The sequence below is a fragment of the Methylobacterium durans genome, assembly GCF_003173715.1.
Classification (GTDB): domain Bacteria; phylum Pseudomonadota; class Alphaproteobacteria; order Rhizobiales; family Beijerinckiaceae; genus Methylobacterium; species Methylobacterium durans.
Map to the genome: position 1 here is coordinate 6,095,380 of NZ_CP029550.1, position 26,901 is coordinate 6,122,280.

General features: G+C 64.7%; 20 protein-coding genes and 5 pseudogenes. 12 read left to right on the forward strand and 13 right to left on the reverse strand.

Features of this window, described 5'->3' with window-relative positions:
• Window position 1 precedes the first annotated feature (1 nt).
• The 3 genes and pseudogenes from cyoB to DK389_RS28590 form a co-directional block, all read right to left on the reverse strand.
• Window positions 2-2,004, reverse strand: a pseudogene (gene cyoB / locus DK389_RS28580) (cytochrome o ubiquinol oxidase subunit I).
• A 17-nt stretch (window positions 2,005-2,021) separates the two neighbouring features.
• On the reverse strand, window positions 2,022-3,269 hold the full coding sequence (gene cyoA, locus DK389_RS28585; protein WP_418291981.1) for a ubiquinol oxidase subunit II: 1,248 nt from the start codon (window positions 3,267-3,269) through the stop codon (window positions 2,022-2,024).
• An 80-nt stretch (window positions 3,270-3,349) separates the two neighbouring features.
• Window positions 3,350-4,693 (reverse strand): MFS transporter, encoded by a 1,344-nt coding sequence (locus tag DK389_RS28590; RefSeq protein WP_109894854.1) that lies wholly within the window; start codon window positions 4,691-4,693, stop codon window positions 3,350-3,352.
• Between the two features lie 171 nt (window positions 4,694-4,864).
• On the opposite strand from DK389_RS28590, the gene DK389_RS28595 reads away from it, so the two are divergent.
• The gene (locus tag DK389_RS28595; RefSeq protein WP_162560925.1) at window positions 4,865-5,038 is read left to right on the forward strand and encodes a transposase; all 174 of its coding nucleotides are present in this window, start codon (window positions 4,865-4,867) and stop codon (window positions 5,036-5,038) included.
• Between the two features lie 65 nt (window positions 5,039-5,103).
• Here the strand turns inward: DK389_RS28595 and DK389_RS28600 are convergent, their stop codons facing one another.
• Window positions 5,104-6,486, reverse strand: a complete 1,383-nt coding sequence (locus DK389_RS28600; protein WP_162560926.1) for a glycosyltransferase family 2 protein — start codon at window positions 6,484-6,486, stop codon at window positions 5,104-5,106.
• Between the two features lie 154 nt (window positions 6,487-6,640).
• Between DK389_RS28600 and DK389_RS28605 the strand changes: the two genes are divergently transcribed.
• Window positions 6,641-7,992, forward strand: a protein-coding gene (locus DK389_RS28605; RefSeq protein WP_109889188.1) for an IS3 family transposase whose coding sequence is annotated in 2 segments (ribosomal slippage) — window positions 6,641-6,976 and window positions 6,979-7,992 — 1,350 coding nt in all. Because the reading frame shifts where the segments join, the coding sequence is not laid out codon by codon here.
• Window positions 7,993-8,228: 236 nt separating this feature from the next.
• Here DK389_RS28605 and DK389_RS33110 read toward each other — a convergent pair.
• The gene (locus DK389_RS33110) at window positions 8,229-8,471 is read right to left on the reverse strand and encodes a hypothetical protein (protein WP_162560927.1); all 243 of its coding nucleotides are present in this window, start codon (window positions 8,469-8,471) and stop codon (window positions 8,229-8,231) included.
• Window positions 8,472-9,176: 705 nt separating this feature from the next.
• Here DK389_RS33110 and DK389_RS28610 point away from each other — a divergent pair.
• The 5 genes and pseudogenes from DK389_RS28610 to DK389_RS28625 all read left to right on the forward strand — a co-directional run.
• Window positions 9,177-9,341 (forward strand): annotated as a pseudogene (locus DK389_RS28610) (transposase); the annotation flags it as partial.
• A 150-nt stretch (window positions 9,342-9,491) separates the two neighbouring features.
• A complete protein-coding gene (locus DK389_RS33115; RefSeq protein ID WP_162560928.1) occupies window positions 9,492-9,905 on the forward strand; it encodes a hypothetical protein in 414 nt (137 codons plus the stop codon).
• A 500-nt stretch (window positions 9,906-10,405) separates the two neighbouring features.
• A pseudogene (locus tag DK389_RS28615) lies at window positions 10,406-10,615 on the forward strand (cold-shock protein).
• 103 nt (window positions 10,616-10,718) lie between these two features.
• Entirely contained in the window at window positions 10,719-11,081 is a 363-nt protein-coding gene (locus DK389_RS28620) for a DUF6481 family protein (RefSeq protein ID WP_109894860.1), read from the forward strand.
• Window positions 11,082-11,124: 43 nt separating this feature from the next.
• The gene (locus DK389_RS28625) at window positions 11,125-11,325 is read left to right on the forward strand and encodes a hypothetical protein (RefSeq protein ID WP_109894862.1); all 201 of its coding nucleotides are present in this window, start codon (window positions 11,125-11,127) and stop codon (window positions 11,323-11,325) included.
• 1,110 nt (window positions 11,326-12,435) lie between these two features.
• Here the strand turns inward: DK389_RS28625 and DK389_RS28640 are convergent.
• The 5 genes and pseudogenes from DK389_RS28640 to DK389_RS28660 form a co-directional block, all read right to left on the reverse strand.
• A pseudogene (locus tag DK389_RS28640) lies at window positions 12,436-12,657 on the reverse strand (integrase core domain-containing protein); the annotation flags it as partial.
• Window positions 12,658-12,862: 205 nt separating this feature from the next.
• Window positions 12,863-13,072: a hypothetical protein gene (locus tag DK389_RS28645; protein ID WP_109894866.1), complete on the reverse strand. Its 210-nt coding sequence runs from the start codon at window positions 13,070-13,072 to the stop codon at window positions 12,863-12,865.
• Between the two features lie 106 nt (window positions 13,073-13,178).
• The gene (locus DK389_RS28650; RefSeq protein WP_109894868.1) at window positions 13,179-15,596 is read right to left on the reverse strand and encodes an MASE4 domain-containing protein; all 2,418 of its coding nucleotides are present in this window, start codon (window positions 15,594-15,596) and stop codon (window positions 13,179-13,181) included.
• Window positions 15,597-15,881: 285 nt separating this feature from the next.
• On the reverse strand, window positions 15,882-16,784 hold the full coding sequence (locus DK389_RS28655; protein WP_236960418.1) for an HWE histidine kinase domain-containing protein: 903 nt from the start codon (window positions 16,782-16,784) through the stop codon (window positions 15,882-15,884).
• Between the two features lie 538 nt (window positions 16,785-17,322).
• Complete coding sequence (locus tag DK389_RS28660; protein WP_109894870.1) at window positions 17,323-17,862, reverse strand: hypothetical protein; 540 nt, start codon at window positions 17,860-17,862, stop codon at window positions 17,323-17,325.
• Window positions 17,863-17,960: 98 nt separating this feature from the next.
• On the opposite strand from DK389_RS28660, the gene DK389_RS28665 reads away from it, so the two are divergent.
• Entirely contained in the window at window positions 17,961-18,905 is a 945-nt protein-coding gene (locus DK389_RS28665; RefSeq protein ID WP_109894872.1) for a pseudouridine-5'-phosphate glycosidase, read from the forward strand.
• A gap of 22 nt (window positions 18,906-18,927) precedes the next feature.
• On the opposite strand, the gene DK389_RS28670 is transcribed toward DK389_RS28665, so the two are convergent.
• Both DK389_RS28670 and DK389_RS33120 read right to left on the reverse strand, forming a co-directional pair.
• The gene (locus DK389_RS28670; protein WP_109894874.1) at window positions 18,928-19,077 is read right to left on the reverse strand and encodes a DUF1127 domain-containing protein; all 150 of its coding nucleotides are present in this window, start codon (window positions 19,075-19,077) and stop codon (window positions 18,928-18,930) included.
• A gap of 555 nt (window positions 19,078-19,632) precedes the next feature.
• Window positions 19,633-19,782: a DUF1127 domain-containing protein gene (locus DK389_RS33120; protein WP_162560929.1), complete on the reverse strand. Its 150-nt coding sequence runs from the start codon at window positions 19,780-19,782 to the stop codon at window positions 19,633-19,635.
• A gap of 310 nt (window positions 19,783-20,092) precedes the next feature.
• On the opposite strand from DK389_RS33120, the gene DK389_RS33125 reads away from it, so the two are divergent.
• The 3 genes from DK389_RS33125 to DK389_RS28685 all read left to right on the forward strand — a co-directional run bounded on the left by DK389_RS33125 (window position 20,093) and on the right by DK389_RS28685 (window position 23,597).
• On the forward strand, window positions 20,093-20,260 hold the full coding sequence (locus tag DK389_RS33125; RefSeq protein ID WP_162560930.1) for a hypothetical protein: 168 nt from the start codon (window positions 20,093-20,095) through the stop codon (window positions 20,258-20,260).
• Between the two features lie 398 nt (window positions 20,261-20,658).
• Window positions 20,659-21,917 (forward strand): IS3 family transposase gene (locus DK389_RS28680; RefSeq protein ID WP_418291960.1). Its coding sequence is split into 2 segments (ribosomal slippage): window positions 20,659-21,001 and window positions 21,001-21,917, totalling 1,260 coding nucleotides; the frame shifts between segments, so codons are not numbered across the junction.
• A 471-nt stretch (window positions 21,918-22,388) separates the two neighbouring features.
• A complete protein-coding gene (locus DK389_RS28685) occupies window positions 22,389-23,597 on the forward strand; it encodes an IS256 family transposase (protein WP_109896934.1) in 1,209 nt (402 codons plus the stop codon).
• Window positions 23,598-23,673: 76 nt separating this feature from the next.
• Here the strand turns inward: DK389_RS28685 and DK389_RS28690 are convergent.
• A pseudogene (locus DK389_RS28690) lies at window positions 23,674-24,992 on the reverse strand (IS701 family transposase).
• Between the two features lie 122 nt (window positions 24,993-25,114).
• On the opposite strand from DK389_RS28690, the gene DK389_RS28695 reads away from it, so the two are divergent.
• A complete protein-coding gene (locus DK389_RS28695; RefSeq protein ID WP_109894878.1) occupies window positions 25,115-26,449 on the forward strand; it encodes an IS1182 family transposase in 1,335 nt (444 codons plus the stop codon).
• The last annotated feature ends 452 nt before the right edge of the window (window positions 26,450-26,901 follow it).

Below are 26,901 nucleotides of genomic sequence, written 5' to 3' on the forward strand. Positions count from 1 at the left end.
CTCAGACCCCTCCCACGAGCTGCGCCGTTCTCTGCCTCTCGACGCGGACGACATCCTCGGCCGGGATGTAGAAGTCCCGGTTGTAGTTGAACGTGTGGATGATGGCCGCCGCGATCAGGCCGGCGAAGGACAGGGCAGCCAGCCACCAGATGTACCAGATCATCGCGAAGCCGAGGATCGTGCTGAGGGCGGCGAGGACGACGCCGGCACCGGTGTTCCGCGGCATGTGGATCGGCGCGAAACCTTCCCGGGGACGGTCGTGGCCGCGCCGCTTCATGTCCCACCACGCATCGACCTCGTGGACCACGGGCGTGAAGGCGAAATTGTACGGCGGCGGCGGCGAGGACGTGGACCATTCCAGCGTCCGGCCGCCCCAGGGATCGCCGGTGAGGTCGCGCAGCTGCTCGCGCCGGACGTAGCTGACGATGAGCTGGACCACGAAGGCCGCGATCCCGGCCATGATGATGAAGGCGCCGATCGCCGCGACCGTCAGGTAGGGCTGCAGGGTCACGTCCTCGAAATGCTGGGTCCGCCGCGTCACGCCCATCAGGCCGAGGGCGTAGATCGGCGTGAACACCACCCAGAATCCGGTGAGCCAGCACCAGAACGAGACGTTTCCCCAGAACGGGTCGAGCTTGTAGCCGAAGGCCTTGGGGAACCAGTAATTGACGCCCGCGAGCAGCCCGAACACCACGCCGCCGATGATGACGTTGTGGAAATGCGCGACCAGGAAGAGGCTGTTGTGCAGAACGAAATCGGCGGGCGGCACCGCGAGCAGCACGCCGGTCAACCCGCCGAGCACGAAGGTCGGGATGAAGCCCATCACCCAGATCATCGGCGTCTCGAAGCGGATGCGTCCGCGATACATCGTGAAGAGCCAGTTGAACACTTTCGCGCCCGTCGGGATCGAGATGATCATCGTCGTTATGCCGAAGAAGGCATTGACGTTGGCACCCGCACCCATCGTGAAGAAGTGATGCAGCCAGACGAGCCAGGACAGGAGCGCGATGACGGCCGTGGCGTAGACCATCGAGGTGTAGCCGAACAGGCGCTTGCCGCAGAACGTGGACACGACCTCCGAGTAGATGCCGAAGGCGGGCAGAACGAGGACGTAGACCTCCGGATGCCCCCAGATCCAGATGAGGTTCATGTATAGCATCGAGTTGCCGCCGTAATCGTTCGTGAAGAAGTGCGTCCCCACGTACCGGTCGAGCGTAAGGAGCGCCAAGGTCGCCGTCAGGACCGGGAAGATCGTGATGATCAGGGCGTTGCTGCAGAGCGTCGTCCAGCAGAAGATCGGCATCTTCATCAGGGTCATGCCGGGGGCCCGCATCTTCACGATGGTGGCGATCAGGTTGATCCCCGAGAGCGTGGTGCCCACGCCCGCGACCTGCAGGCCCCAGATGTAGTAATCGACCCCGACGCCGGGGCTGTAGGCCGCTCCCGACAGGGGGGATAGGCGAGCCAGCCGGTGCGCGCGAACTCGCCCACGAAGAGCGACAGCATGGTGAGGACGGCGCCGCCTGCCGTCATCCAGAAGCTGAAATTGTTCAGGAAGGGAAAGGCGACGTCGCGGGCGCCGATCTGCAGCGGCATGATGTAGTTCATCATGCCGGTGACGAACGGCATGGCCATGAAGAAGATCATGATCGTGCCGTGCGCGGTGAAGATCTGGTCGTAATGGTGCGGCGGCAGGTAGCCCTCCGAGGCGCCGACGGAGAGGGCCTTCTGCGTGATCATCATGATCGCGTCGGCGAAACCCCGCAGCAGCATCACGATGGCGAGCACGGCGTACATGATGCCGATCTTCTTGTGATCGACGCTCGTGAACCATTCCCGCCACAGGTAACCCCACTGCCCGTACCAGGTGACGGCGCCGAGCAGCGCCGCGCCGCCGAGCGCCACCATGATGAAGGTCCCGAGCAGGATGGGCTCGTGGTAGGGGATGGCTTCGAGCGTCAGCCGCCCGAAGATGAGCTGCTGGAGATCGAGGTTCGAGGCCATGCGAATGCTCGCTCGGATCAGTGCGGGTGACGTTCGGTGGGTTGGTTGTTCAACTGAGCCGGCGCGGGCGCCCGGTCAGCGCCCGGCAGGGCGTTGCCCTGCCCCTGATCGGGCTCGGTCTTCGGCTCATTGACGCCGCCGCGGCTCTTGTCCTGATCGCGGGGCATCATGCCCTCGGGCTGGACGGTGCTTCTCGGCGCTCGGCCCGAGGCCGGGAAGGTGGCTCCGGGCGCCTCGTGGCCGCTCCAGGCGCGGCGGTTGTCGTAGTCGAGCCGCTCGCGGTTCGCCTCGCTCTCCCGGCCCGCGCCCCCTGCCCTGTCGATGTGGTGCATCTCGCCGACGCACATCTGACCGGGGGCGACGCACATGCCGAGGATGGCGGCGTAGAGGCCGTTCTCGACCGTCCCGAAATGCTGGATCGGGACCGCCTCGCTCGGCTTCTCGAGCTTCAGGTAGGCATCGCGGTCGAGCACCGCCGCGGACGCCTTGGCCTTCGCCACCCATTCGTCGAAGCCCTCGCGCGACAGGCTCCTGAACCCGAACGTCATGCGGGAGAAGCCCGAGCCGCTGTAATGCGCGGAGAGGCCCTGGAACTCCCCCTCCTTGTTCATGACGGCGTGGAGCGGCGTCTGCATGCCCGGCATGGCGTAGATCATGCCCGCCAGCGCGGGGACGTAGAACGTGTTCCAGACCGAGGAGGAGGTGATCTTGAAGGTGATCGGCACGTTCGCTGGCGCCGCCATCTCGTTGAGGCTCGCGACGCCGAGCTCCGGATAGATGAACAGCCACTTCCAATCGAGGGCGACGACCTCGACGGTCATAGGCTTCACATCGGCCGGCACGGGCTTGTTCGGAGCGAGCCGCGTGAGCGGCTTGAAGGGATCGAGGGTGTGCGTGCTGACCCAGGTCATGGCGCCCAGCGCGAGGATGATGAGCAGCGGCACCGTCCAGATGACCACTTCGAGCTGGGTCGAATGGTGCCAATCCGGGTCGTAGGTCGCTTCCGTGTTCGATGCGCGGTAGCGCCACGCGAACAGGAAGGTGAGCGCGATCACCGGCAGGATGACGAGCAGCATGAGCGCGGTGGACGCGATGATGAGGTTGCGCTGCTGCACCGCGACGTCGCCTGCCGGGTTCATCACGATCATGTTGCAGCCGCCGAGCAACGTCGCGACTGCGAGCAGGAGCGCGCCGCTGAGAAACGTCCGTGCCGGAGAGCCGCGAGGGCGGCGGGCCGCGGGCGACGGGATGGGCAGGACGGCCACGATGCTTACTCCCTGGACCCGCGCCACGCCGTGCGGCGACGGGGGCTTCGATGAAACGGGGGCGGGATCGTCCGCACGGATCAGACCTGCCGGACTTCCGAGCGGGAGACGCTGAGCGTCAGCAGGGTGGTGAGCGCGCCGGACAGCAGGTAGAGGCCGACGCAGGCCAGTCCGTACCGGGCCGAGAGATACAGGACGATCAGCGGAGCGAAGCCCGCACCGAGCAGCCAGGCGAGGTCGTTGGTGAGCGCCGCCCCGGTGTAGCGATAGCGCTGCTCCAGGCGCGACGTCACCGCTCCGGACGATTGCCCGTAGGAAAGCCCGAGCAGCGCGAACCCGGCATTGACGTAGATCGTCTGGCCGATCGCATTCTCCTCGAAGAGCAGGGGGGCGATGATGCTTCCAACGGCGAAGACCGCGATCAGGCCCGCCGAGATCAGGAGCAGCATGCGGCGGCCGATCTGGTCGGCGATCAGGCCCGAGGCCAGGATGGCGCCCGCGCAGATGAAGGCGCCCGAGCACTGCACCATCAGGAACTCGCCCGCCGAGCGGTGCGTGAACAGCGTGATCCAGCTGATTGGGAACACGGTCACGAGGTGGAAGAGGGCGAAGCTCGCCAGCGGGATCAGGGCGCCGAGGAGGAGATCGCCCGCATGCCCCCGGATCAGCGGGAGGATGGGGGAGGGTTCGAGCCTGCGCAATTCGAGAAGGCGCGCGAACTCATCCGTCGCGACCAGCCGCAATCGGGCGAACAGGGCCACGACGTTGATGGCGAAGGCACAGAAGAATGGATAGCGCCAGCCCCAATCCAGGAAATCGGCCTCGGGCAGGTTGAGCAGGAAGAACGAGAACAGCGTGCCTGCCACGATGAAGCCGAAGGGCGCTCCGAGTTGCGGAAGGGCGGCGTAGAAGCCCCGTCGCTCGATCGGCGCGTTGAGCGCGAGAAGGGACGCGAGCCCGTCCCAGGCGCCGCCGAGGGCCAAGCCCTGTCCGATCCGCAGGACGCCCAAGAGGTACAGCGACCAAGCACCGATCTGCGCGTAGCCGGGCAGGAACGAGATCGCCATGGTTGAGAAGCCGAGCAGAAACAGCGCGATGGTCAGCTTGACGCCACGGCCATGCCGGCGGTCGACTGCCGTGAAGATGATCGAGCCGACCGGTCGAGCGATGAAGGCCAGCGAGAAGATGGCAAAGGAATAGAGTGTTCCCGTCACAGGTTCGGCGAAGGGAAAGAACACTTTGGGGAACACCACCACGGAAGCGATGGCGAACACGAAGAAATCGAAATACTCGGCCGCGCGGCCGATGATGACGCCGATGGCGATCTCGCTCGGCGCGACTTTGTGATCAGTGGACGCTAAGCGGGCGTCGCGCTCCAGCGGCGTGGACGAGGGTACGGGCCCTTGAACCTGATCCATCGCCATTCGAGTGATCACCTCGAGCGAGAACAGCTTGGTTCAACGATGAAAATCCATCTCGAACGCTGAAGCAAGCCGGAAAATCGCACAGAGCCTGGGGACCGGCGGCGGTATAATGCCAAGCTTGCCCTTGAACGGATGCCCAACCCTGCCCTTTGCGGCCGGCGATCGGTCCAGATGACGCGGAAGGTTCTGAATGCCATCCGCCGCGTCCTGCGCGGCGGCATCGCCTGGCGGCTGATCCCCGTGGTGATGCCCGACACTCAGAGCGTCGATGGCGCTGTGCCGGTGCTGGCCCGTCGCGCTGGACCTTCCCCTCCGTCGTCAGACGCCCCCGCCCGCTCAACCTGACGTTTCAGACGGGCCATGAGCCGCCGCGTACCGGGCTCTGACGAATCCGACCCCGTCACCGCCCGTCATGATGCAGCCCTCGTCAACGAGGATTCAAAGGGATGCCTCTCGGCGAGATCTGCGAGCACACGTGTCGAGAGGTAAGGTTGATCGCGGTCGCACAGGAGATTGGGGCTCTGAAAGTTCAGCGCGGGCAGCAGCGCACGATGGGTATTCCGAACCTGATCCGTCTCACGGACGGCCCGAGCCTCATCCTGAGGTGATGAATCGAACGATCGCGTGCCGCCCTCGTGATGGTAGAGTTCAGCGTGGGGTGTCCAGATCACGCGGTAGCCTGCCGCCCAGCTTCGCAAACAGAGATCCACGTCATTCCAGGCAACGCGAAGGGTCTCGTCGAAACCGCCGAGCTTTCTGAAGACGTCTCGCCGGATTGCCATGCAGGCTCCCGTAACGGCCGACACACTCCGCACGATACTCAGTTGGTCGAGGTATCCTGGATCCTCGCGAAGAGCATATCGCCACCCGTGCAGCGCATTTCCGTCGCGATCAACCACTATGCCGGCGTGCTGAACCCGATTATCGGGATAATAGAGCTTGGCGCCCACGATGCCTATCTCTGGACGCAATGCCTGAGAGATAAGCTCATCAAGCCAATCGTCATTGATGACGACAGTGTCGTTGTTAAGAAAAATCAGGACTTCGCCGTCCGTGTCAGTCGCGCCGACATTATTGCTCAACGCCCAGTTGAAGACGCCCTTGCAGCGTATCGGTCGGACACGAGGATCTGATGCGGCGTGCGTCAGGAATGCGTGTGTCTCCGGTTCGGAACTCTCGTTGTCGACGACCAGCACTTCGAAATGCGGGTAGCGCGTTTGCGAGAGCAAGCTCTCGATGCACGGCTTCAGCAATTCGATCCGGTCACGGGTCGGTACGATGATCGAAGCCTTCGGGGTGCTCGCGCGCTGGTAGCGTAGGCGCAATGTGCCGGAAGAGGAGCCTGTCGCTTGAACGGTCGAGCCTTGTCCCGTCTCGTTCAGGAAGCGCTTGATGATCGCCTCCATGACGCTCGGTGACGGCTTCAGCGCGTGCGCCGGCACCTCCCGTCGATGGACCATGACGACCGGTGCGTGCTCGATCCGGACGTCTCGCCTGTGGTGGCCGATACGCAGCAGAAGGTCCCATTGAAGCAACCGGCACGCATATCCGTCCTCAGACGGGCCGCGCCACCCGCCGCAATCCTCGATCAGGTTCGTTCGAAAGAGAATGAGGGACGAGGGCGGACGTCCGAGACTGGCATCGGGGTCCCAGCGACCGTTGAAAGCCGGATCGCGCCGCTCTCCACTGAGCGTTCGAACATCCTCGTCGCAGAGGAGAACATCGACCTGCGCGAGCAGTGGGCGTATTTCAGGGAATTTCGTGGCCGAGATAAGGTCGCTACGATTGATCACACAAGTGAATGTCCCTCTGCATTGACGCTGAGCTTGGCTGATCGCATCCTCCGGCGCGCGCGGCCGCCATTGTCCGCCGTCAGCGCTCCTGAGACACATCGAGGCCCTTCACGAACGGAGGATGGCTGGTTCATCGTAGTCCTGAGGCACGACGATGAAGCAGACATCCGGACTGGCACGCAAGCCGGCAGACGCGGTGATCAAAGACATCCGCCGGGCCACCCGCCGGCAGTTCTCGGCCGAGGAGAAGATCCGCATCGTGCTGGAGGGCCTGCGCGGCGAGGACAGTATCGCCGAGCTGTGTCGGCGCGAGGGCATCGCCAGCTCGATGTACTACGGCTGGTCCAAGGAGTTCCTGGAAGCCGGTAAGAAGCGGCTGGCGGGCGACACGGCGCGGGCGGCGACAGCAGACGAAGTCAAGGAGCTGCGCCGCGAGGCGGGCGCGCTGAAGGAGGTTGTGGCCGATCTCCTCCTGGAGAACCGCCTGCTCAAAAAAAGCATGAGCGGGGCTGGGGACGACGAGGCATGAGGTACCCAGCCCCTGAGAAGCTGGAGATCATCCGGCTGGTTGAGCAATCCCACCTGCCGGTGCGCCGCACCCTGGAGAAGCTCGGCATCACCCGATCGACGTTCTACCGCTGGTACGACGCCTACCTGAGAGGCGGTCCCGAGGCATTGGCTGACCGACCATCCCGGCCCAGCCGGGTCTGGAACCGTCTACCGACAGAGATCCGCGAGCAGATCGTCGCCCTCGCGCTGGAGGAGCCGGAACTCAGCCCACGCGAACTGGCGGTGCGCTTCACCGACGAGCGGCGCTACTTCGTCTCGGAAGCCAGCGTCTACCGCCTGCTCAAGGCCCAGGACCTGATCACCAGCCCCGCTTACATCGTCGTCAAGGCCGCCGACGCGTTCCGCGACAAGACCACGGCGCCCAACCAGCTCTGGCAGACCGACTTCACCTACCTGAAGGTTGTCGGCTGGGGCTGGTACTACCTGTCGACGGTGCTGGACGACTTCTCGCGCTTCATCGTGGCCTGGAAGCTCTGCGCCACGATGCAGGCCAGCGACGTCACCGCCACGCTCGATCTGGCGCTGACCGCGGCCGGGCTCGATCAGGTGCCGGTGGCGCATCGCCCGCGGCTGCTGACCGACAACGGATCGAGCTACGTCGCGGGTGACTTGGCGACATGGCTTGGCAGCCGAGGCATGACCCACATCCGCGGTGCGCCGCGCCATCCCCAGACGCAGGGCAAGATCGAGCGCTGGCACCAGACGCTCAAGAACCGCATCCTGCTCGAACACGCCTACCTGCCGGGCGAGTTGGAGGCCCGGGTTGCCGCCTTCGTGGAGCACTACAACCACGTCCGAGCTCACGAGAGCCTGGGCAATCTCACCCCCGCTGACGTCTATCTCGGCCGCGGCGAGGGCATCCTGCGCGAGCGGGCGCAGATCAAGCGTCAGACCCTCATCGACCGCCGCTTGCGCCACCACGCGCGGGCTGCCTAACCTCTCAACCCAGGTGGACCAGAGCCTCCGTTCCTGAGCGTCCCAGATCGTCTCAAATCATCTGACGACGGACACATCGGTGTCAGGAGGCGGCGATATAATCTTATCTTGGCGCACAAGGCTGATGTCGCAAAACTTTGTAGATGAGAAATCACAAAATCAGCCGTTCACGGGAGAAAAGAACGACGCCGCTTTAGCAAATCATTTCAATTACTTGTGTAAAGCCGCCATCTTCATCAATCCCAATCCTGGCTGTCGAGCTGACACGCTCCCCCCATCCGCTTCTCAATAGCAGTCATAACGTCATCCAGCGTGGGATGAAGATGCATGATGCCAACCAGTTTACTGCCGCCATTCGGCAGAATTTCGAAAGTGCCAGACGAGGTAGACTTCTCAACCTTGCCAATGGGTCGGCCAAGGCGGTCCTTGAGTGTCCACTCAACACCGGCTGACCCGGTGGGGCTGAGAACGATATCCATGGCGCCAATTTTCCTGTGGGCGTAGGAGTGTATCTCCGTTCAGGTGTTCCGTCTCGCGCGGATGTGCAAAAATTTATTTGCCTAAGAGGCTATCTTTCCAGATCTAAGTGGCGCATGATAATTCACTGTCATGCAATTGATCGGCGGACTTTCTGCTGATACTCCCCATGCGCATGCGTCTGTGCTTGCGAAGGTAGATAAAACGCATGCTTCTTTTCTAGCTGCACAAAGTCCCCGCGAGTAGCAAATAGCATCCTAAGGTCGGCCTGCGGCAGCCGGAGGTTTAATTCTGAGTGCCTTCTTGCCCCACGTCAATCTATTCAACTTGCGAGATTTGGCGCAGAGATCAAGTCGCAAATTCGGCACCACCGTAATTTGACGTTCAAGACCAAGGATCGACAAAATGGCACTTGAAAAGAAACGCGGCAATCGGGAAGCGAAAAAGCAAAAGAAGCCCGTTCCAAAGATTATCGCAGCAGCACCATCACTCAAGAACATTGTGAGCTCGGTTGTGAGATCTGCGAACAAGAAATAGACGATCGAGTTCGGTGAACGTTTGCAGCTTGTTGATCGACACGTCTAAAGCCAATGCATCGACGCAAGCCCTCTGCCTGACGTCCCCCTGTGGCTTTGGTTCGGCCTGAGTGCGAGTTTTCCGGTTTTGTGAGACCCTGACGGGAGGAGCAGAGCCGTGAAGAAGAGCAGATCGCCTTCGCGCCGAAGCAGGCCGAGACCGGAATGCCAGTCGCGGAGGCGCTGCGCCGGATGGGCATCTCCGAGCAGACGAACTACCGCTGGAAGAAGCTCTACGGTGGCCTCGGCACGAGCGAGTTGTGCCGGCTGAAACAGCTTGAGGAGAACCGCAAGCTCATTGACCTTAACGTCTACGATGCAGCCGAGCAGCCCTGCCAGCTCCCATTCCACCGTGAGGCGAGTGCACCTTGACCCGCAGGGTTGGAACTTGGAGCCGTGCCCTAGCCTTGAACGTCCGCGTCGGGGCGCACTCAGTGAGGTCGCTCCATGTGGCGTTTAACTGCTGCCCTTCTCAGCCTCGCGAGGCTTCTAATAACTCTCGTTGCGACGCTGACTACCAAATATAAATTACTGTCTCCATCAGCACACGCAGTTGAACTTAGCCGTCAGGCCGCCAGAGAGAAGGAAGGAGGCAAATTTCAAAATAATGACATATACGGCATGGACAAATTTGAGCAAAAATATTCTGAAGCAGTAAAATTGCTTGAATGCCGATTGGATCAGAGGCTTCCGAGCGGTTACAACGCGAAACTCGATCCCGAAGAAAGATATATTTATACTCATGGGGTCAGGCGCGTGGATGATGTAGATAAGATATCTACCGTCATTGCGAAGGCATTGCAGGAAGGAGCAACAATTTCCGAGGCTGCGGACGCCGGTGCGGTCAGTGTCGGCCTCTGAAGACGGGCTCCGCGATTGCCGGCACAATCCAAGAAGTGCTGCAGTCGGGAGCTACCACACCGACGCACGAGGCGTAGCCAGTGCTTCACGACCTCACGTAGGGCTTGTGGGCACTCAGGATTGTCTCAGGTCCAAGGTGAAGGGCGCCGTGCGGATGCGCAGGGGCCGCAAGGTCATCCTCAATCTGCCGCAGCCCCCATCTGTCTCGCTGACGTCTCGATCAAACCTTGCCCCCAGCCGAAAGAAAGTTCTGCAAAAATAGCAGCGCTTCCATCTCCAATGGACAAAGATTTATATATTTTTGAAAAACATACTCCGCTCGGTTGCAAATTTTTCCTTGATCACATAGATAATAGATATCGATCTTAAGCCAGATATCCGGCCGTGCCGCCTGATCGACGCGTGATCTGCATTTCTTCCTTATTTCGATAATAAGCGACTGAGCGCGTGCCCGCATGCGCTTGCCATACCCTTTTGCTTAGCAAGATGCGGAAATACCTATGAATACCGGCAATGTGAAATGGTCTAACGAGCGCAAGAGCCTCGGCTTCATTTAGCCAGAGGACGGCAGCAAGGACGTATTCGTCCACATCTCGGCGGTCGAGCGCGCCGGGATGCAGAGCCTGAATGAAGGTCAGAAGGGCTCCTACCAGATGGAGACGGATCGCCACTCGGGTAAGCAGTCGGCCGGCAACCTGAAAGCCGCCTAAAGCCCGACGTTTCTGCTCCGAGCGCCGAACCCGCTCCGATCTCGGAACGGCTTCTGTCACTACTTGCCATCCGCGCACAGCCGCGATGCCATAAGGATTTTACGTGAGTCAATTCAAAGCCAACCAACTCGTTGATCGTCTTGAGGCCGCCGCGAAGGCGCGCCAAGCCACGGTCGCACGGTTGCGAGTACGTCCTGCCGCCGGCGATCCGGCCGTGCTCGCTCGTCAATCCGCGCGACGCGCGATCATCCAGGCCCGTGAGGTTCGCACCAACGAGCGAAAGTTGGCTCGTCTCGCAACCGAAGCTCAGCGCGAGGCTGAGGCGCTTGCTGCGCGGGAACGGGAGGCAGCTGAAGCTGCCCGTCAGGATGCGGAGAAACTGGAGCGTCAGGTCGCGCTCGCTGCCGAGCAGAAGGCGGCCTGGGACGCGCGCTTCGCTGCCCCCAAAGCGAGAGTGCGCCGGTAGTGCGGCCACGTTCCGCGGAGTGGCCAGATCAGGAGAATTGCAGATGTCTCACAAATTCAAGATTGGTCAGCGGGTGCGGCAGGTCCAGCGGTATGGTTCCGCTGATCGCGGGAGTGCTGTTGGCAGCACTGTTGAGATCGTGCGGCTCATGCCGGAGGAGCGTTCGGGCGAGCCAGCGTACCGAGTAAAATCGGCCACCGGTGAGCGCGCCGTTCTGGAAGGCGAACTCGCCCTCGTCTCGTAAGCGGGGAGATGCCAACTCAGGATGTCAAGGAGGAGCCCCCGATGACGGCCGACCGGAGAGAGCTCTACGCCAGCCGCAATGGAGATCAGTGGTTCCTGGCCCGGAGCGCCACGACAGGCAGCCCTGTCGTCTTGCAAGTGCCAAATCAGCCATCCGGCGGACGGCCAACCGAGATCGAGCTCGGCTCCTTCCTCGTCGGAGGTGGTGGCCCGGAGCATCAGGAGCTTCTCCGCCTGATCGGGACGCTAATCGAGGGCACATCCTTCGGGGACGCGCCTGCAGGACCCTCACATTGGGCTCCCACGTGATGCTTGCTGCGCGCCGTAGCAACTATCTTGAGGGCGCTTTGTCTGACGCAATCCCTTTCAACAGCCGATGATGCGACCCCCCGGCCGGTAGGCAAGCTATGTCGGAATGGCAACCGATCGAAACAGCCCCGCGCGATGACACATGGCTCTTGCTGAGCGGCGGTACAGTCGATTGGGCCGAATACGCCTTCGGAATCACCTGCCCTCTCGTTGTTGTGGCCTGTCGCAGGAGCGAGGAATGGATCGTCTCTCTGGCAGACAGCGGGTACATGCTTACGCGGTATAAGGACCCGACCCATTGGATGCCCCTCCCGCTAACGCCCTACTCAGATGATGCACCGACACAGATCAATGAGGGGGCGCTCACTGTGCCAGAGAGATCGAGGATATACGTGAAGCCACGCCACGCCCGCCGCGGGCCGTAGGGTTCAGGTGGCTGTAATGGGGACCGCTTCAATCCTCCAGGCCGCAACCATCTCATCGAGGGCAGCCTTGCCGGCGAGACGCGCCTCCTCGAAGGTGGAGTAGGCAATCAGCGACTGTTTCCCCCCGATTCCCCCTCGATGCCGGACGGCCCACGAGAAGGTGCTGCGGGGAGGCTTGTCTGCCGATACGGTTATCGTGAACGGATGCGCGAGAGCCTTTTGCATGCCCTCGCTATATCACAGATCAAACGGGCCTCTAACGCGACGCAGCGATATTGTGCTCGGCGGAAGAGACTGTGAGGGTCCCCCGGATCTTGGTCCGGCCGAAGGGTGAGCCTCCGGGTCTCATGGAGCTGCCCCGATTTGTGGTCCAGGGCCTATGCAAGTTTTCGGGCACTGACAGCTTGGTTGGCGAAGGCTCGGGGCGTCAAGCCGCCCAGGGCCGTGTGGGGTCGGTCCTCATTGTAGTGGCACCTCCAGTCCTCGATCCGCTCGCGCGCATCGGCCAGCGACAGGAACCACGAGGCGTTCAGGCACTCCGCCCGTAAGCGGCCATTGAACGCCTCGATGTAGGCGTTGTCGGTCGGCTTGCTCAGACGCGGCCGGGGTCTCGGTGAACGCAAAGAATTGCTCGCCAATTTCGCGGAAGGCCAATTCCCCGCCCGGCCACGCAGCGTATCCGACAAGATCGCGCCGTCAAAGGACTGCGCCGCTTCTAGGTCGCCCACCTCCAGCGCGACGTGATTCATGCCGACGAGGCGCGGCCTGCGGACCGCCTCCGTCGGCTGCTCCATCGTGCCGCCCCTATCGCAGGCTCGGGGACTCGCCGGGCTTCAGGTGGCGTTCCTCACCGTCTGGACCGCCAAGCGCGACATGCGAGTTCAGGCGGTCCAAGTGGTCGAAGACGTGCTCGAGGGCGGCCGTGACGGCCTGCTCAAAGGCGGCGCCTCCTTTTCCCTGGGCCGCCTTGAGGGCGCTGAGCAGTTCGCGGTGCTTGTCGGTGTCGCTCGACATGGCGGTGTTCCTCGCTGCCGGCCGCAGCGCCGGCTCAGTGAGCCAAGTCCGCTCGCCGACCCCGGTTCCTGGCCGGCCATCCCGACGTTCGCGGGGGTGTCGGCGCTCAGCCGAGGACGACCCGGAGCTTATTGGCGAGCTCGTCTCGCTGGTAGGGCTTGCTGAGGAGCGGCAGGTCGGCCGGCACGCCCTGCTCGTCGAGAGCCGTGCCGGTGTAGCCGGAGGCCAGCAGAACGCGTACTCCAGGCCGGAGACGGCGTGCCTCGACCGAGAGCTGCACCCCGTTCATGCCGCCGGGCATCACCACGTCCGAGAACAGGATGTCGATCCGCTCCGGCCCGCGCAGGCGCTCCAGGGCCTCGGAGGCCCGCGTCGCGGTCAGCGTCCGGTAGCCGAGCTCGCCCAGGCTCTCGACCGCCATCTCCAGCACCGCCGGCTCGTCCTCGACCACCAGGACCACCTCGCCCGAGGCGGCGCGCCGCAGCGGCAGCGGGCCGTCGGGCCGGCTCTCCACCGCCTTCTCGGCCGAGCGCGGCAGGTAGAGCTCAACCGAGGTGCCTCGGCCCACCTCGCTCTTGATCTGCGCATGCCCCCCGGCCTGTCGCACGAAGCCGTAGACCTGGCTCAGGCCGAGGCCGGTACCCTTGCCGACATCCTTGGTGGTGAAGAACGGCTCGAATGCGCGAGCGAGCGTGCCGGCATCCATGCCCTGTCCGGTGTCCGAGACGGAGACGAGCACGTAGGCACCGGGCCGCAGGTCCGGCCGCTCCGCGATCTCCTGCGCGTCCAGGTGCGCGTTGCAGGTCTTCACCGTCAGGCTACCCCCGCCGGGCATCGCGTCGCGTGCGTTCACCGCGAGGTTGAGCACCGCGCTCTCGAACTGGCCAGGGTCGAGCCGCACCGGGTCGAGGCTCGCATCGAGGTCGAGCCGCACCTCGACGGCCTCGCCGACCGCGCGCTGCAGAAGGGCCCGGAAGTCCTTGAGCAGGCGATTCGGGTTGACCGTCTCCGGCCGCAGCACCTGCCGGCGCGAAAAGGACAGCAGCTTCTCGGTGACTTCGGCCCCGCGCTTGGCCGCGGTCATCGCCGAGGCCGCGAGGCGTTCCACGCGCTGCGCGTTGTCGGGCTTGCGCACGATCATGTCGAGATTGCCCACGATGATGGTCAGCAGGTTGTTGAAATCGTGGGCGACGCCGCCGGTCAGCTGCCCGATGGCCTCCAACTTCTGGGCTTGGTTCAGGCGCTCCTCGGCCTCGTGCTGCTGCGTCGTGTCCATGACGATGCCGGCGATTGTCCGCACCCCTCCTGCTTCGTCGACGTAGGCCTTGCCACGCAGCGCGATCCAGCGAGTCGCGCCATCGTCGGCCCGCTGGATCCGGCAGCGCAGGTCGAGGCGCTCGGTTGCGCCGACCCCGTTGAGGGCCGCCCGAACGTGCGTCCGGTCCTCGGGCACGACGTGTCGGAAGAACGTCTCGGCATCCCACTGAGTGACGGGCTCGCGATAGCCAAAGATCGCGTCGTAGCGCGGCGTCCGGCGCGAAGTTCCCTTGCGTAGATCGAGCTCCCAGTCGCCCATCTCGGCAGCTTCGAGCGCCAGGGCGAGATTGTCGCGCGCCAGTTGCAGCTCCGCCCGCCGCGCCTCACGCTCCTGTGCCGCCGCCTCGGCCCGGGCGTAGAGGAAGTCGACCTCACGCAGATAGACCCCAAGCAGGATGAAGCCTGCGACGAGCGCCTCCAGCCGTCCCGCGAACCAGCCGACCGTGCCGCGCGCCGCCCCCGGCAGGGTGACCATGTTGTCGAACACGAGCAGGAGCAGCGAGACGGCCAGCCAAAGCTGCAGCACGGTGCGCAGGCGCGTGGTCCAGCACAGCACCGCGAGGGCGAGCACCGTCAGAGAGACGACGGCCGGACCGACGCCCGAGGTCGTCAGCAGCCAGTAGTCGTCGCCCTCCACGCTCTTCGGCAGGAGGTGGACGTAACGGGTGACCACCACCGCCGTGAGTGCGGCGGCCGCCACGGTCCCGGCGACCGCGAGCCAACCGAACCTGTTCACGAGCGACGGCGGCACCGAACGGCCGCGCCCATCGCCCTCCATGATGGCGTAGGGCAGCGCGAAAAGCGGGGGACCGACGTGCCAGAAGGTCCAGAGCCAGGTCGTGGTGTCGGGACCGGAGCCCAGAAGGCGTCCCGGCGCGAGGACGTTGGGGAACGACAGCATCTGCAGGAGCACGATCAGCGTCACGTAAAGGCTGCCGGTCCCGAGCACGAGCAGCGGCACCGAGCGGGTGCGTCGATACTGAGTGAGGAAGAGGTAGGTGGTCAGGCTGTAGACCACGATCAGGGCCGATTGGTAGACGGGCACGAAGCCCGGCATCGGCCACATGGGCCGGCTCGCGAACGGAAGGAGCGCGAGCGTGACCGCGCCGAAGGCGAGGCTGATGAAGGCGGCGAGCCGGCGTTGCGTGCGACCGGCCCGCGCCGTCGCGAGGGTTTCGAGCGTCGGCGGCGTGCTCACGCTCATCATGTGCTCCGTGACGAAGCGCGATGGCTGACCGTGCCGGTAAGTCGCTCGCGAGGCGCAGGGATACCATGCCAAACCGCCCGCGTCGCCGTCTCCCAATCCGACTGCGCTTCTATGAACCATCCGTGTGGTGGGCCGCTCCGCTTCAAGGCAACCCGTTGCGGTTCGGACGGCCTCGCGAGGGCTCTCCCGGAGGCCCAGACAACGGAAGCCGAACGGAGACGCGCAACCCGTCGGGTGCGAAGCCGACGTCGACCTGCGCGCCCGTTTGCGCCGCCAGGACCTTATTCAGCAGGCGCGAGCCGAAGCCCTCGCGCGTCGGGTGCCCGACCGGGGGCCGTCGAACTCGGCCCAGTCCCAGTGCAGGCTGCGCTCAACCGGCCCGTCCTCGATCCGCCACATAACCCGCAGCTTGCCGTCCGGATCGGCAAGCGAGCCGTGCCGAAGGGCGTTGGTGGTCAACTCGTGCAGGGTCATGCCGACCGGGACCGCGAGCTCGGACGGCAGCACCACTCGCGGCCCCTCCAGCGTCAGGCGGCCGCGCTCGTCGTAGGGCCCGAGCTCGGCCCGCAGCAGCCCCTCGAACGAAGCCGCCTGGGCGAGGTCCTCGGTAATCAGAGCGTGCGTGCGGGCCAGCGATGCGATGCGGCCGGACAGGGCCCGAGTGAACTCCGCGACTGAGAGGGACGAGCGCACGGTGGCGTTCATGACCGCCTGCACCGTGGCGAGCGTGTTCTTCACCCGATGGTGCAGCTCGCGCACCATCATAGCCTGGCGGTCTTCGCCGGCACGCCGCTCGGTCACGTCGCGCTGCGCCGAGACCCAGTGGCTGATGCATCCGTCCGCCTCGCGCACTGGGGTGATCAGCCACTCGACCACGTAGGTGGAGCCGTCCTTGCGGTAGTTGAGCGCCTCGCCCTGGGCCGCGTCGCCCGCTTCGAGGGAAGCGCGCAAGGCATCGAGCACGGCGCGATCCGTACCTGGTCCCTGCAGGAAGCGGGGGGACCGACCCACCACCTCCTCGGCCGCGTAGCCGGTCATGCGAGTGAAGGCGGGGTTGACGTACTCGATGCGCGGACCCGGCTCATCGAGCTCGGCGGAGGTGATCAGGATGGCCTCGCCGGACGCCTCGACTGCCGCCTGCAGGAGCCGGAGGTCGATGGCCGGCGGGCCGGAGATGTCTCGATACACGAAGCTACGCGCCTCCGAATCATGCCGCCTTTTGCGCGGCTGGGCCGTCCAGGCTCGCTCCAGGCCCGCGCGGAGGTGCTAGTCCCCCAACCTGTGTCCGAAGCGGAGGTTGCCGGCCGGGGCGGCATGTCGCGCGTTCCGCGCCTCGGGGGCGGAACGCGTGGCGGATGTCCCCTCTTTTAGGCATTTCTGGAGTAGCAGCCTGAGGCCGTCTCAGGTCAGGAACCGATGGTACGGGAGCGCGGCGACATGGTGCTCCGGTACGGCCGGCTCTCCGCCGGGCAGCTGAACCAATGTCAGTTCTCGAGAGCCAAGCGGCCATACTGGCGGCTTTCAGCAAAAGTCCGACAGTGGCGCCTCTGAGACCTGTGATCCGACCGGTTCCGATGTCCGCATTGGAGACGGCGGCGAAGGCCGTGGTATGGCAATAACGGGCGCAAAGCGGAAGGTCTGCTTGCCGGCCGTGGGCTGCCGCCCGCTCGTGACACAGAGTGGAAGAAAATCTCACACTGCTGACGAGTGTACGAACAGCAAAGCTTCAGGGCCTCCCCAGCAAACCCCGCCACAGCCTTCCGAGCACGCCGGGCTTCGCGTTCTTGGTTCCTCGCGGCGGATCGGCGGCGGGTGCCTGGTCCAGGCGTCGGGCTCCGCCACGCCTGTAGCTCGAAGCAGTGCGCTCAGCAGGGCTGGAGAAGTGTCGTTCTACCGGGCTCGCCGGCTGCTTGCGGTGATGCTTGTCACTGGCTGGATCGAAGTAGGGCTGCGCCCACGCCGCGACCTCGCGCTCCTCCGCAAAGGCACGCAGTTCCTCCGCGCGCAGGCGCCAGCGGCGCTCCTGCGTCTCGGGGTTCCACACGCGCCCATGTGCCGACACAGACAGAACCGCGCCCACTTCGATGCTGAAGGTCCGCGAGGCACCGGGCTTGAGAACAGACAGGACCGTGAAGCCGTCCGATCGACGCTCCGTTACGCCCTGATAGGCAACCTCGTGGATCGTCACGATGCGCCCTGCTTCGCCGCGGCCGAGCGTGCGATAGGTCACCGCATCGAGGATGATGTGGGGCCCTGTGTAGGTCACGACTGCTACCCTGCGGAGATTGCAGGTCGATCACGGACCCGCGCACGTTAGCTCGGGAGAAGCTACCTCATCCGGCTTGTCTCTGCGGAGCCACCGCCATGTCTCATCCACTCATTGATCTCGCCTCGGATGTGCAGGCGGCCCTCGCCTCCCGCGTTCCCGTCGTGGCGCTCGAATCCACGATCATCACCCACGGCATGCCCTATCCGCAGAACGTCGAGACGGCGCGCGACGTGGAGGCCGTGGTGCAGCAGAACGGGGCAGTGCCGGCCACCATCGCGGTCATCGACGGCCGCATCCGCGTCGGTTTGCCCGACGACGTCCTAGATTGGCTCGGCACGGCGACGGACATCCTGAAGCTGAGCCGGGCAGATCTGCCCTACGCCGTGGCGGCCCGGCGGCACGGGTCCACCACGGTCGCGGCGACCATGATCTGCGCGCACTTGGCCGGCATCCGGGTCTTTGCCACAGGCGGCATCGGCGGCGTCCACCGCGGCGTGGAGGCGACGCTCGACATCTCGGCAGACCTCGACGAGCTCGCCCGCACGCCGGTGGCGGTCGTCTGCGCTGGTGCCAAGGCGATCCTCGATCTACCCCGCACCCTGGAGTATCTGGAGACGCGCGGTGTCCCGGTCGTGAGTTACGGCACCGATCGCTTCCCCGCCTTCTGGAGCCGCGACAGCGGGCTGCCCTCGCCGCTGCGGCTCGACACACCGGAGGCGATCGCCGAGTTGCTGCGGACCAAGGAGGAACTAGGCTTAGGCGGTGGCGTCCTCGTGGCGAACCCGGTGCCGCCGGCTGACGAGATCCCCGCGGCGGAGATCGCTGGGTTGATCGAGACTGCCCTTGCTCAGGCTGCTGCGGCCGGGGTCACTAGCAAGGCGGTGACGCCCTTCCTGCTCTCCCGCATCCTCGCGCTGACAGGCGGCCGCAGCCTCGCCACCAACATCGCCCTCGTGAGGAACAACGCGGCGCTCGCTGCCCGCCTCGCGGTGACGCTTCAGGTATCGACCAGGCAGCCTTCGGATCATGCTGCGGCATGACCGATCGAGCCGCGGGCGCGCCTCATCTCCAGAGGCGGGCGCAGTGCTCGGCCAGCTCATGGCGGCACAGGCCGATGTCCTCGAGCAGGCGGTCATCGAGCGCCGCGAGTTCCTGATACGCTCTGCGCCGTTCGCGCCAGAGGTGAACGGCTCGGGTGATCGAGGTCAGCATGGTGTGATCTCCGGACCAGTGGCCGCAGAGATGCGCCGGGCGGATGGGCTGATCTGTGAAGGTGGTCACGCTGGCGCTCACCGGCTTCTTGAGCGATGCCGGTCAATCCTGTGGAGCGCCGTCCGAGGCGGCCGGGCTCCCGCCTCTGGCGCGCCCTGCCTCCTCCCTGCAAGGCAGCACCCGGGCTACGGAATCGTCCTGCTGAGCGCTCTGACCGCAAGCATCCCACAAAGGATGAGGCTTATCGGGTGGCGGGGTTGGGCTGCTGTTACCCGTGCCGTTACCCGCCCCTACAACTAGGCACGGGTGACGCTCTAAATTCTAGGCTAACCCTCTGAGAAGATTGGTGAGCGCGCTGGAACTCGAACCCAGGACCTACAGATTAAAAGTTATTTGCCTCTGGCAAAAAGATGAATGAATTCAACAGGCGGTGTGTGCACTTCTCCCAGCTGAAACGGCGGTGAACGTGAGGGTGAAAGTGGGCGAATGCACACACTTTCTGAAGCCGATGTCGTCGCTTCGGCACTCTAAATTTCAGCCTGACGAAGGCTGCTCTTACCTCCAGAGGCGGGCGCAGTGCTCGGCCAGTTCATAGCGGCACAGGCCGATGTCTTCGAGCAGGCGGTCATCGAGCGCCACGAGCTCCTGATACGCTCTGCGCCGTTCGCGCCAGAGATAAAAGGCGTGGGTGATTGAGGCCAACATGGCGCGATCTCCAAATCTGGGATCGCTCGGATGCGTGAAGTGCGCGGGCTGATCTGTGAGGCTGGTCACGTTCGCGCTCAACGGCCTCGCAGAGGCTGAGCAGAGGCTCGCCGAAGATGTCTTATCCTCTGCAGCGCCGCCATAAGGCAGCAGCCTAGATTTTCTGTGTCTCATCCCCTAGAGTGCGCAAGCAACGCGCGATAATGTTCCTAAAAATTTAGCAAATCAGAAGTAGAAGGCCATTCGAATGATTATAGCCGGCCTATTATTTTTGATAGGAGCCGGCATTGGTCTTCGTTACGATGTTGTGGTGATCATCACGGCAGCCGCGGTCGTGGCTCTTGGCTCCACGGTTTTATGGGGGCTTCTGGGGGAGCTCGTGCTCTCCAAGCTGTTGATTATCCTCGCTTATATATCTGCTCTTCAGGCGGGATATATTGTGAGTTCGTACCTGACGACTCCGCAGGATCCAAACTGACCGAACAGCAGTCATTACCAGAACCAGACGACCCGCCCTATCACTGCGTGAATCACCAGCCACCATGCGACTGCGATCAAGAGCGACCCAACGACAAGCAGTCCTGAGGGCCGCGAACGAAGCGTGCGGTTAGACCTCGTAGTAGGACGATCCAACAACTTGGCCTCTCGGAACGTGAGCATCAGTGTGCTCTACGAACAGCGACAGCCAAAAGTTTCCAGAGTGGCTGCGTGGAAACTGCGCACCGTCGATGCGTCCCGACTCACGCTTCCGCCGGTCTTAGCGAGAGGGGTTCTTCATGGCCTGCCGATCGTTGCTGTGACCGCCCTGTGAAGTAGCCCCCTAAATGACCGGACACGGGCTCACGCTTGTGGAAGTGTGTGCCTATGACCGATCCTATGGTGAGTTTTAACGATCCGCCCCGCGCCGAGCGCGTCGAGGTGATCACCTCCGTCCAGCGCCGGCGGCACTGGACCACGCAGGAGAAGGTGCGCCTCGTCGAGGAGACGTATCTGCCCGGCCAGTCTGTCTCGCTCGTCGCCCGCCGCCACGGGCTGAACGCCAACCAGCTGTTCACGTGGCGTCGGCTGATGGCGCGCGGCGCCCTCACGGCCGCCGGGGCCGGCGAGGAGGTGGTGCCAGCCTCCGAGCTTCGCGCTGCCCTGCAGCAGATCCGCGAGCTACAGCGGCTCCTGGGCAAGAAGACGCTGGAAACCGAGATCTTGCGCGAGGCGATGGAGCGGGTCGCCGCCCCCAAAAAGTTGCCGCTGCGCATGACCTCGTGGCTGGGGGACGGCCGGTGAGCGCGGTGGCTTCGGCTTTGGGCTTATCGCGCCCGCACCTCGCCTCCTCCCGGCAGACGGCCCCCGCCCGGAAGCCCATAGCGCGACGCGGTCGTCCGCCTGCACCCGACGCCGAGCTGCTCGGCGCGATCCAGGCGCTCATCGCGGATCTGCCGACCTACGGCTATCGGCGCGTCCACGCCCTCTTGCGCCGGCAGGCCGAGCGGGACGGCCGGCCTGCGCCGAACGTGAAGCGCGTCTACCGAGTCATGAAGGCGCACGACCTCCTGCTTCAGCGACACGCGGGCGGAGCCGAGACGCGCCGTCATGAGGGCAAGGTGGCGGTGGCCGTCCGCAACACGCGCTGGTGCTCGGACGGGCTAGAGATCGCGGCGGAGAACGGTGAGAGGGTGCGGGTCGCCTTCGCGCTCGACTGCTGTGACCGGGAGGCGATGAGCTACGTGGCAACCACGGCGGGCATCACGGGCGAGGACGTCCGCGACCTGATGGTGGCGGCCGTCGAGCATCGCTTCGGGCCAGTCAACCAGCTGCCGAGCCTGATCGAGTGGCTGACCGACAACGGCAGCTGCTACTTGGCCCGCGACACGCGCCGCTTCGCTCGCGACCTCGGATTGGTGCCGAAAACGACGCCGCTGGAGAGCCCTCAGAGTAATGGCATGGCCGAGGCGTTCGTGCGGACCTTGAAGCGCGACTACGTGCGCGTCTCGATCCTGCCGGATGCTGAAAGCGTGCTGCGCCAGCTTCCCGTTTGGCTGGCGCACTACAACGACCTTCACCCTCATCGCGCGCTGGGCTACCGCTCGCCGCGCGAGTTCATCGCCCGATCAACCCAGGAGACCGTGTCCGGTCTTTAGGGGGCAACAACACCCTGCCCTAGCGACTCGCTATGTTAAGCTAGCGCTGAGGTGGGCGGCACATCGATTGACACTCTACCGCCTCGTCTTCGCGTCCGCTGTGCTCATTGTTCGAGCGCTCAACACGGCAATCTGAAGTGAGACTAATAGCGGTCGTCTTCAAGGGCGCCTGTACCTGCTGGCTCTCCCAACGAGTCCTGTAGGCGTTCTCGTAGTGGTGCCGGTGTCGGGGCTGCTCTCGCCGGATTTCCTAATGGCGGGTTTGTCCTAGTACTACTGTGTCACAAACGGAGAATAGCAGCAGGGACATCGCTGAAGCGATTGCAACAGGGCGCGCGTCAGTCCCAGGCGCAGGTAGCGTCCACGGACGAGGTGTAATTTCCGGGACCGTTTCGGTGGGGATTGGGGTGGCCATCGGGGCCGGCGGCTAAGGTGGAGTTTGCGGACTTCAACCTGAGCCGGGAGCACCCGATGACCGACGACAGAGTGGCACTGATCGAGGCGCTGCAGAAGGCTGACGACGGCAACTTCCTGCGCTCGTTGGCCGAGACGGTCCTGCAGATCCTGATGGAGGCCGACGTGGAGGGCCTGATCGGCGCGGGCCGCTACGAGCGCACAGGCGAACGCAGCACCTACCGCAACGGCTATCGCGAGCGCAGCCTCGACACACGGCTCGGCTCGCTCAACCTGAAGATCCCCAAGCTGCGGACCGGCAGCTACTTCCCCGGCTTCCTGGAGCCGCGCCGCACGGTCGAGAAGGCGCTGGTCGCCGTGATCCAGGAGGCGTGGATCGCCGGCGTCTCGACCCGGCGCGTGGACGACTTGGTGCAGGCCATGGGCCTGTCGGGCATCTCCAAGTCCTCCGTGTCGAAGCTGTGCAAGGAGATCGACGAGCGCGTGAACGCCTTCCTGACGCGCCCTCTCTCGGGTGCGTGGCCCTATCTCTGGCTCGATGCCACCTACCTGAAGGTGCGCGAGGGCGGTCGCATCGTCTCGGTGGCCGCCATAGTCGCCGTCGCGGTGGACACCGAAGGCCGGCGCGAGATCGTCGGCCTGCACATCGGTCCCTCCGAGGCCGAGGTGTTCTGGACAGACTTTCTGCGGAGCTTGGTCAAGCGCGGGCTCTCGGGCGTGCAGCTCGTCATCTCGGATGCCCACGAGGGGCTCAAGGCGGCCATCCGCCGGATGCTGAAGGCGACCTGGCAACGCTGCCGCGTTCATTGGACCCGGAACGCGCTGGCTTACGTGCCGCGCACCCAGCAGACCATGGTGGCTGCCGGCCTGCGCCACGCCTTCCAGCAGCCCGATCAGGACGCCGCCCGGGCCGCCCTTCAGCACCTGGGCGAGCAACTGCACAACCGCTGGCCGAAGCTGAAGGTCTTCATCGAGGCCACGTGCGAGGACGTGCTGGCCTACCTGACTTTCCCGCTCCAGCATCGGGCCAAGCTTCACAGCACGAACCCGCTGGAACGCCTCAACAAGGAGATCAAGCGGCGCGCCGATGTGGTCGGCATCTTCCCCAACACGGACTCGATCCAACGCCTGATCGGTGCGGTGCTTCTGGAGGCCAACGACGAGTGGCAGCTTCAGCACCGCTATATGCAGATCGAGGGCATGGCCGGGTTTGCTCCGGCGTTGATCGAGGAGAGCGTCACGACACTTCCACCACAGGCTGCCTGACCGATGGCGGCTCCAATTCCACCCCGAAAGTCCACCTCATTGACGGACGTAACCCAGGCGCAAGGTCGTAATGGAGTCAGGCACGTGACGCTCGGGCCGGATCGGGGGCGCCGCGGGGTCTGTAATCGGCGGGTAGGACAGGTGTTTGGAGCCTGACGAACTCGGATGCCGAGGGGGAATCCGGCCCCGCTCAGAGACCAGAAACCCGTAAGCAGCGATGCACAAGCTGGCGTGATGATGGAAGCCGCGCCAGCCCCGGCCCTCGTAGTGACCCAATCCGATCTCCTGCTTCAGCTCTTGATAGTCCCGCTCAATGCGCCAGCGCAGTTTGGTCTGGCTGACGAGCTCGGTCAGGGGCGTCTCGGGTGGCAGGCTCGAGAGCCAGTACTTGGTGGGCGCGGCCTCGCCCTGCGGCCACTCGATCAGGACCCATTCCTCGGGACGGGGCTCGTGTCGCAGCTCATCGCGATGAGCCGGACGCACCCGCTCTGCCGCAAAGCGCGACACCAACAGCCCGTTCGTGCCGGCACGCCATGTGACACACTGCCAAGCTTCCTCTGGCAGAGACCGGGCCAGCTTCTCAGCCGAGAGCGGCTTGTGATCGGGGCTGCGCCGCACCCGGGTCGGCGGCCGGCCGCGCCCGCTCCAGGGTTTGGGTGGCAGCGGTGTCGTTCCGGGTGACCACAGGCTGGTCGAAGACTGAATGCCGAGACTGTAGGGCAAGCCCAACTCCGTCAGGGCCGTGCGGAAGGCTGTGTCGATCCCGTATCCGGCATCCGCCAGCACGAGACCGGGCGGCAGCTTGTCGGCGTGAGCGGCACGGATCTGATCCAGCGCGATCTGCGGCTTGGTCTGGAAGCGGATCGCCGCGGGCACGCCAGCCTTCCTGCGCCGCTCGGGATCCAGGGCCCAGGCTTCCGGCAGGTAGAGGCGATAGGCGACCGGCAGGCTGGCCTGGGCATTAGCCAGCGAGAGCGTCACGGCCACTTGGCAATTGTCCTGCTTGCCGACCTGTCCGCAATACTGCCGCCCCACCCCGACCGAGTGTCGGCCCTTCTTGGGGAAGCTCGTGTCATCGACGATCCAGGCTTGGATTGGGCCTTGGCTCTCGATCATCGGCAGAACAGCGGCACGGACCCGGGCCAGCAAAGCAGTGTCTGACCATTCGCCCTTGGCCACAAAGTGGTGCAGGGACTGATGGGTGGCCTGAACACGCGCTGGCGCGATCCGCGCTGCCATGGGCTCGATGCTCTTGCGCGCGCCCGGCAGGAGGAGACCGGTGCAGTAAGCCTTCAGCGGCGCCACCCGATCCGCATGGCCAAGGGCGTCCGAGAGCGTGTCGACATAGGCCGCAAAGCGCGGCGGGTCGGCCAGCGGGGTGTTCCAGGGATCCATGTCGCGCTCCCGCACGAGGTCGGATCACCACTCATACACCGCAATCTTGTGACACAGTAGTACTAGGAGCCTGTCCGAGTAAGTGTCTCGACGACGAAGCTGCGGGGTGATTCACTCGGCCCATGGCCAAGGTGTTTCGCTCCTGGGACGTCGATCAGGGCTGGCTGCTGCCGCCCTCGCTGCACGAGTTCGTGCCACCCGGGCACAGGGCGCACTTCGTGCGCGACACGGTGCGCGAGGCGCTCGACCTCTCGGCCATTCTCGACACCTACACCGAGGAGCGCGGCTACCCGCCCTACCATCCGGGCATGATGGTGGCGCTCCTGCTCTACGGCTACAGCCGAGGCCTGTACTCCTCGCGCCAGCTCGCCCGCGCCTGCGAGGAGCGGGTCGATGTCATGGCGGTGACCGGCCTGAACCGGCCCGACTTCCGAACCATCGCCGAGTTCCGCAAGCGCCACCTCGTGGCCCTGTCGGACCTGTTCGTGCAGGTGCTGCGCCTGTGTCGGGCGGCCGGTCTCGTCGAGTTCGCTCACGTGGCGGTGGATGGCACCAAGCTGAAGGCAAACGCCTCACGCCACAAAGCGATGAGCTACGGGCGGATGAAGACGGCCGAGCCGGCCCTGGCGGCCGAGGTGGACGCTTGGCTGGAGCGAGCGCGCGAGGCTGACGCGGCGGAGGATCAGGCTCATGGTGCCGGCCGTCGGGGCGACGAAACGCCGGACTGGATGGCCGACAAGCAGCGACGGCTGGAAGCAATCCGCGCCGCCAAGGCCGCGCTGGAAGCGGAGGCCGCAGATCCGCCCGATCCGGAGGACGAGAACGGGCCGGGTGCCTCGTCGGGCATGCGCTGGCAGGGTCGGCCACTGCGCGGTGACGACGGCAGTCCGCCCGACCGGGCGCAGCGCAACTTCACCGACCCGGACAGCCGGATCCTGCCCACGCGCGACGGCTTCGTGCAGGGCTACAACGGTCAGATCGCGGTCGACGCCGCGCATCAGGTGATCGTCGCGCACCGCCTCGTGACCAACTCGGCCGACTACCGCGCCCTCGTGCCGCTTGTAGACGGGGTCCGCGCTCATCTCAGGCGCAAGCCGCGGGAGGTCTCGGGCGATGCCGGGTTTGCCAACGAGGCGAACCTCGTCGCGCTCAAGGAGCGGGGCATTACGGGCTACCTCGCTCCGGGCCGGGCGCGACACGGCGAGGCGGATGCGGCCGGCCGCCGGAGGCTGACCAAGATGCCGTTGATGAGCGCGATGGCCGCCCGCCTAAAACGGGCTGGCCGCCGCAGTCGCTATCGCCTCAGGAAGCAGGTGGTTGAGCCGGTGTTCGGGCAGATCAAGCAGGCCCGAGGCTTCCGACAGTTCCTGATGAGAGGGCTTGAGCAGGTCCGGGGCGAGTGGGCGATGATCTGCACCGCCCACAACCTCCTGAAGCTGGCACAGGCCGACCGTTGAGCCCGCTAAGCCGGAGCCTCTGCTCGGGTCTCGCCCCCTCTACCCCGGCCTCAAACACCGTTACTCGGACAGGCTCCTAGCGGTTGGGCTATGCGTACTGGCTTTGGCAGCCGCGCCTTGAAGGCCCCTTGATCCTTGAGGGCCGGAAGGACCGGTAGCCCCGGGAGGACCGGAAGGGCCGACTGCACCAGTGCGGCCGGGTTCGCCGTCGCTGCCTCGCTGCCCCGGTGCACCTTGCAGCCCCTTGGGCCCGATAGGTCCTTCCGGACCAAGCGGTCCCGACGGGCCAGCTAAGCCTTGTTCACCCTGTGGGCCCTGTGACCCCGGCTCACCTTTTGGGCCCGCAGGTCCAACTGGACCCATCAGTCCCACCGAACCTGTGTGGCCTTGTTGGCCGCACTCACCAACCACCACCCTCCGCTCTTCCTTTGGTGTTCGTATTGTTACGATGC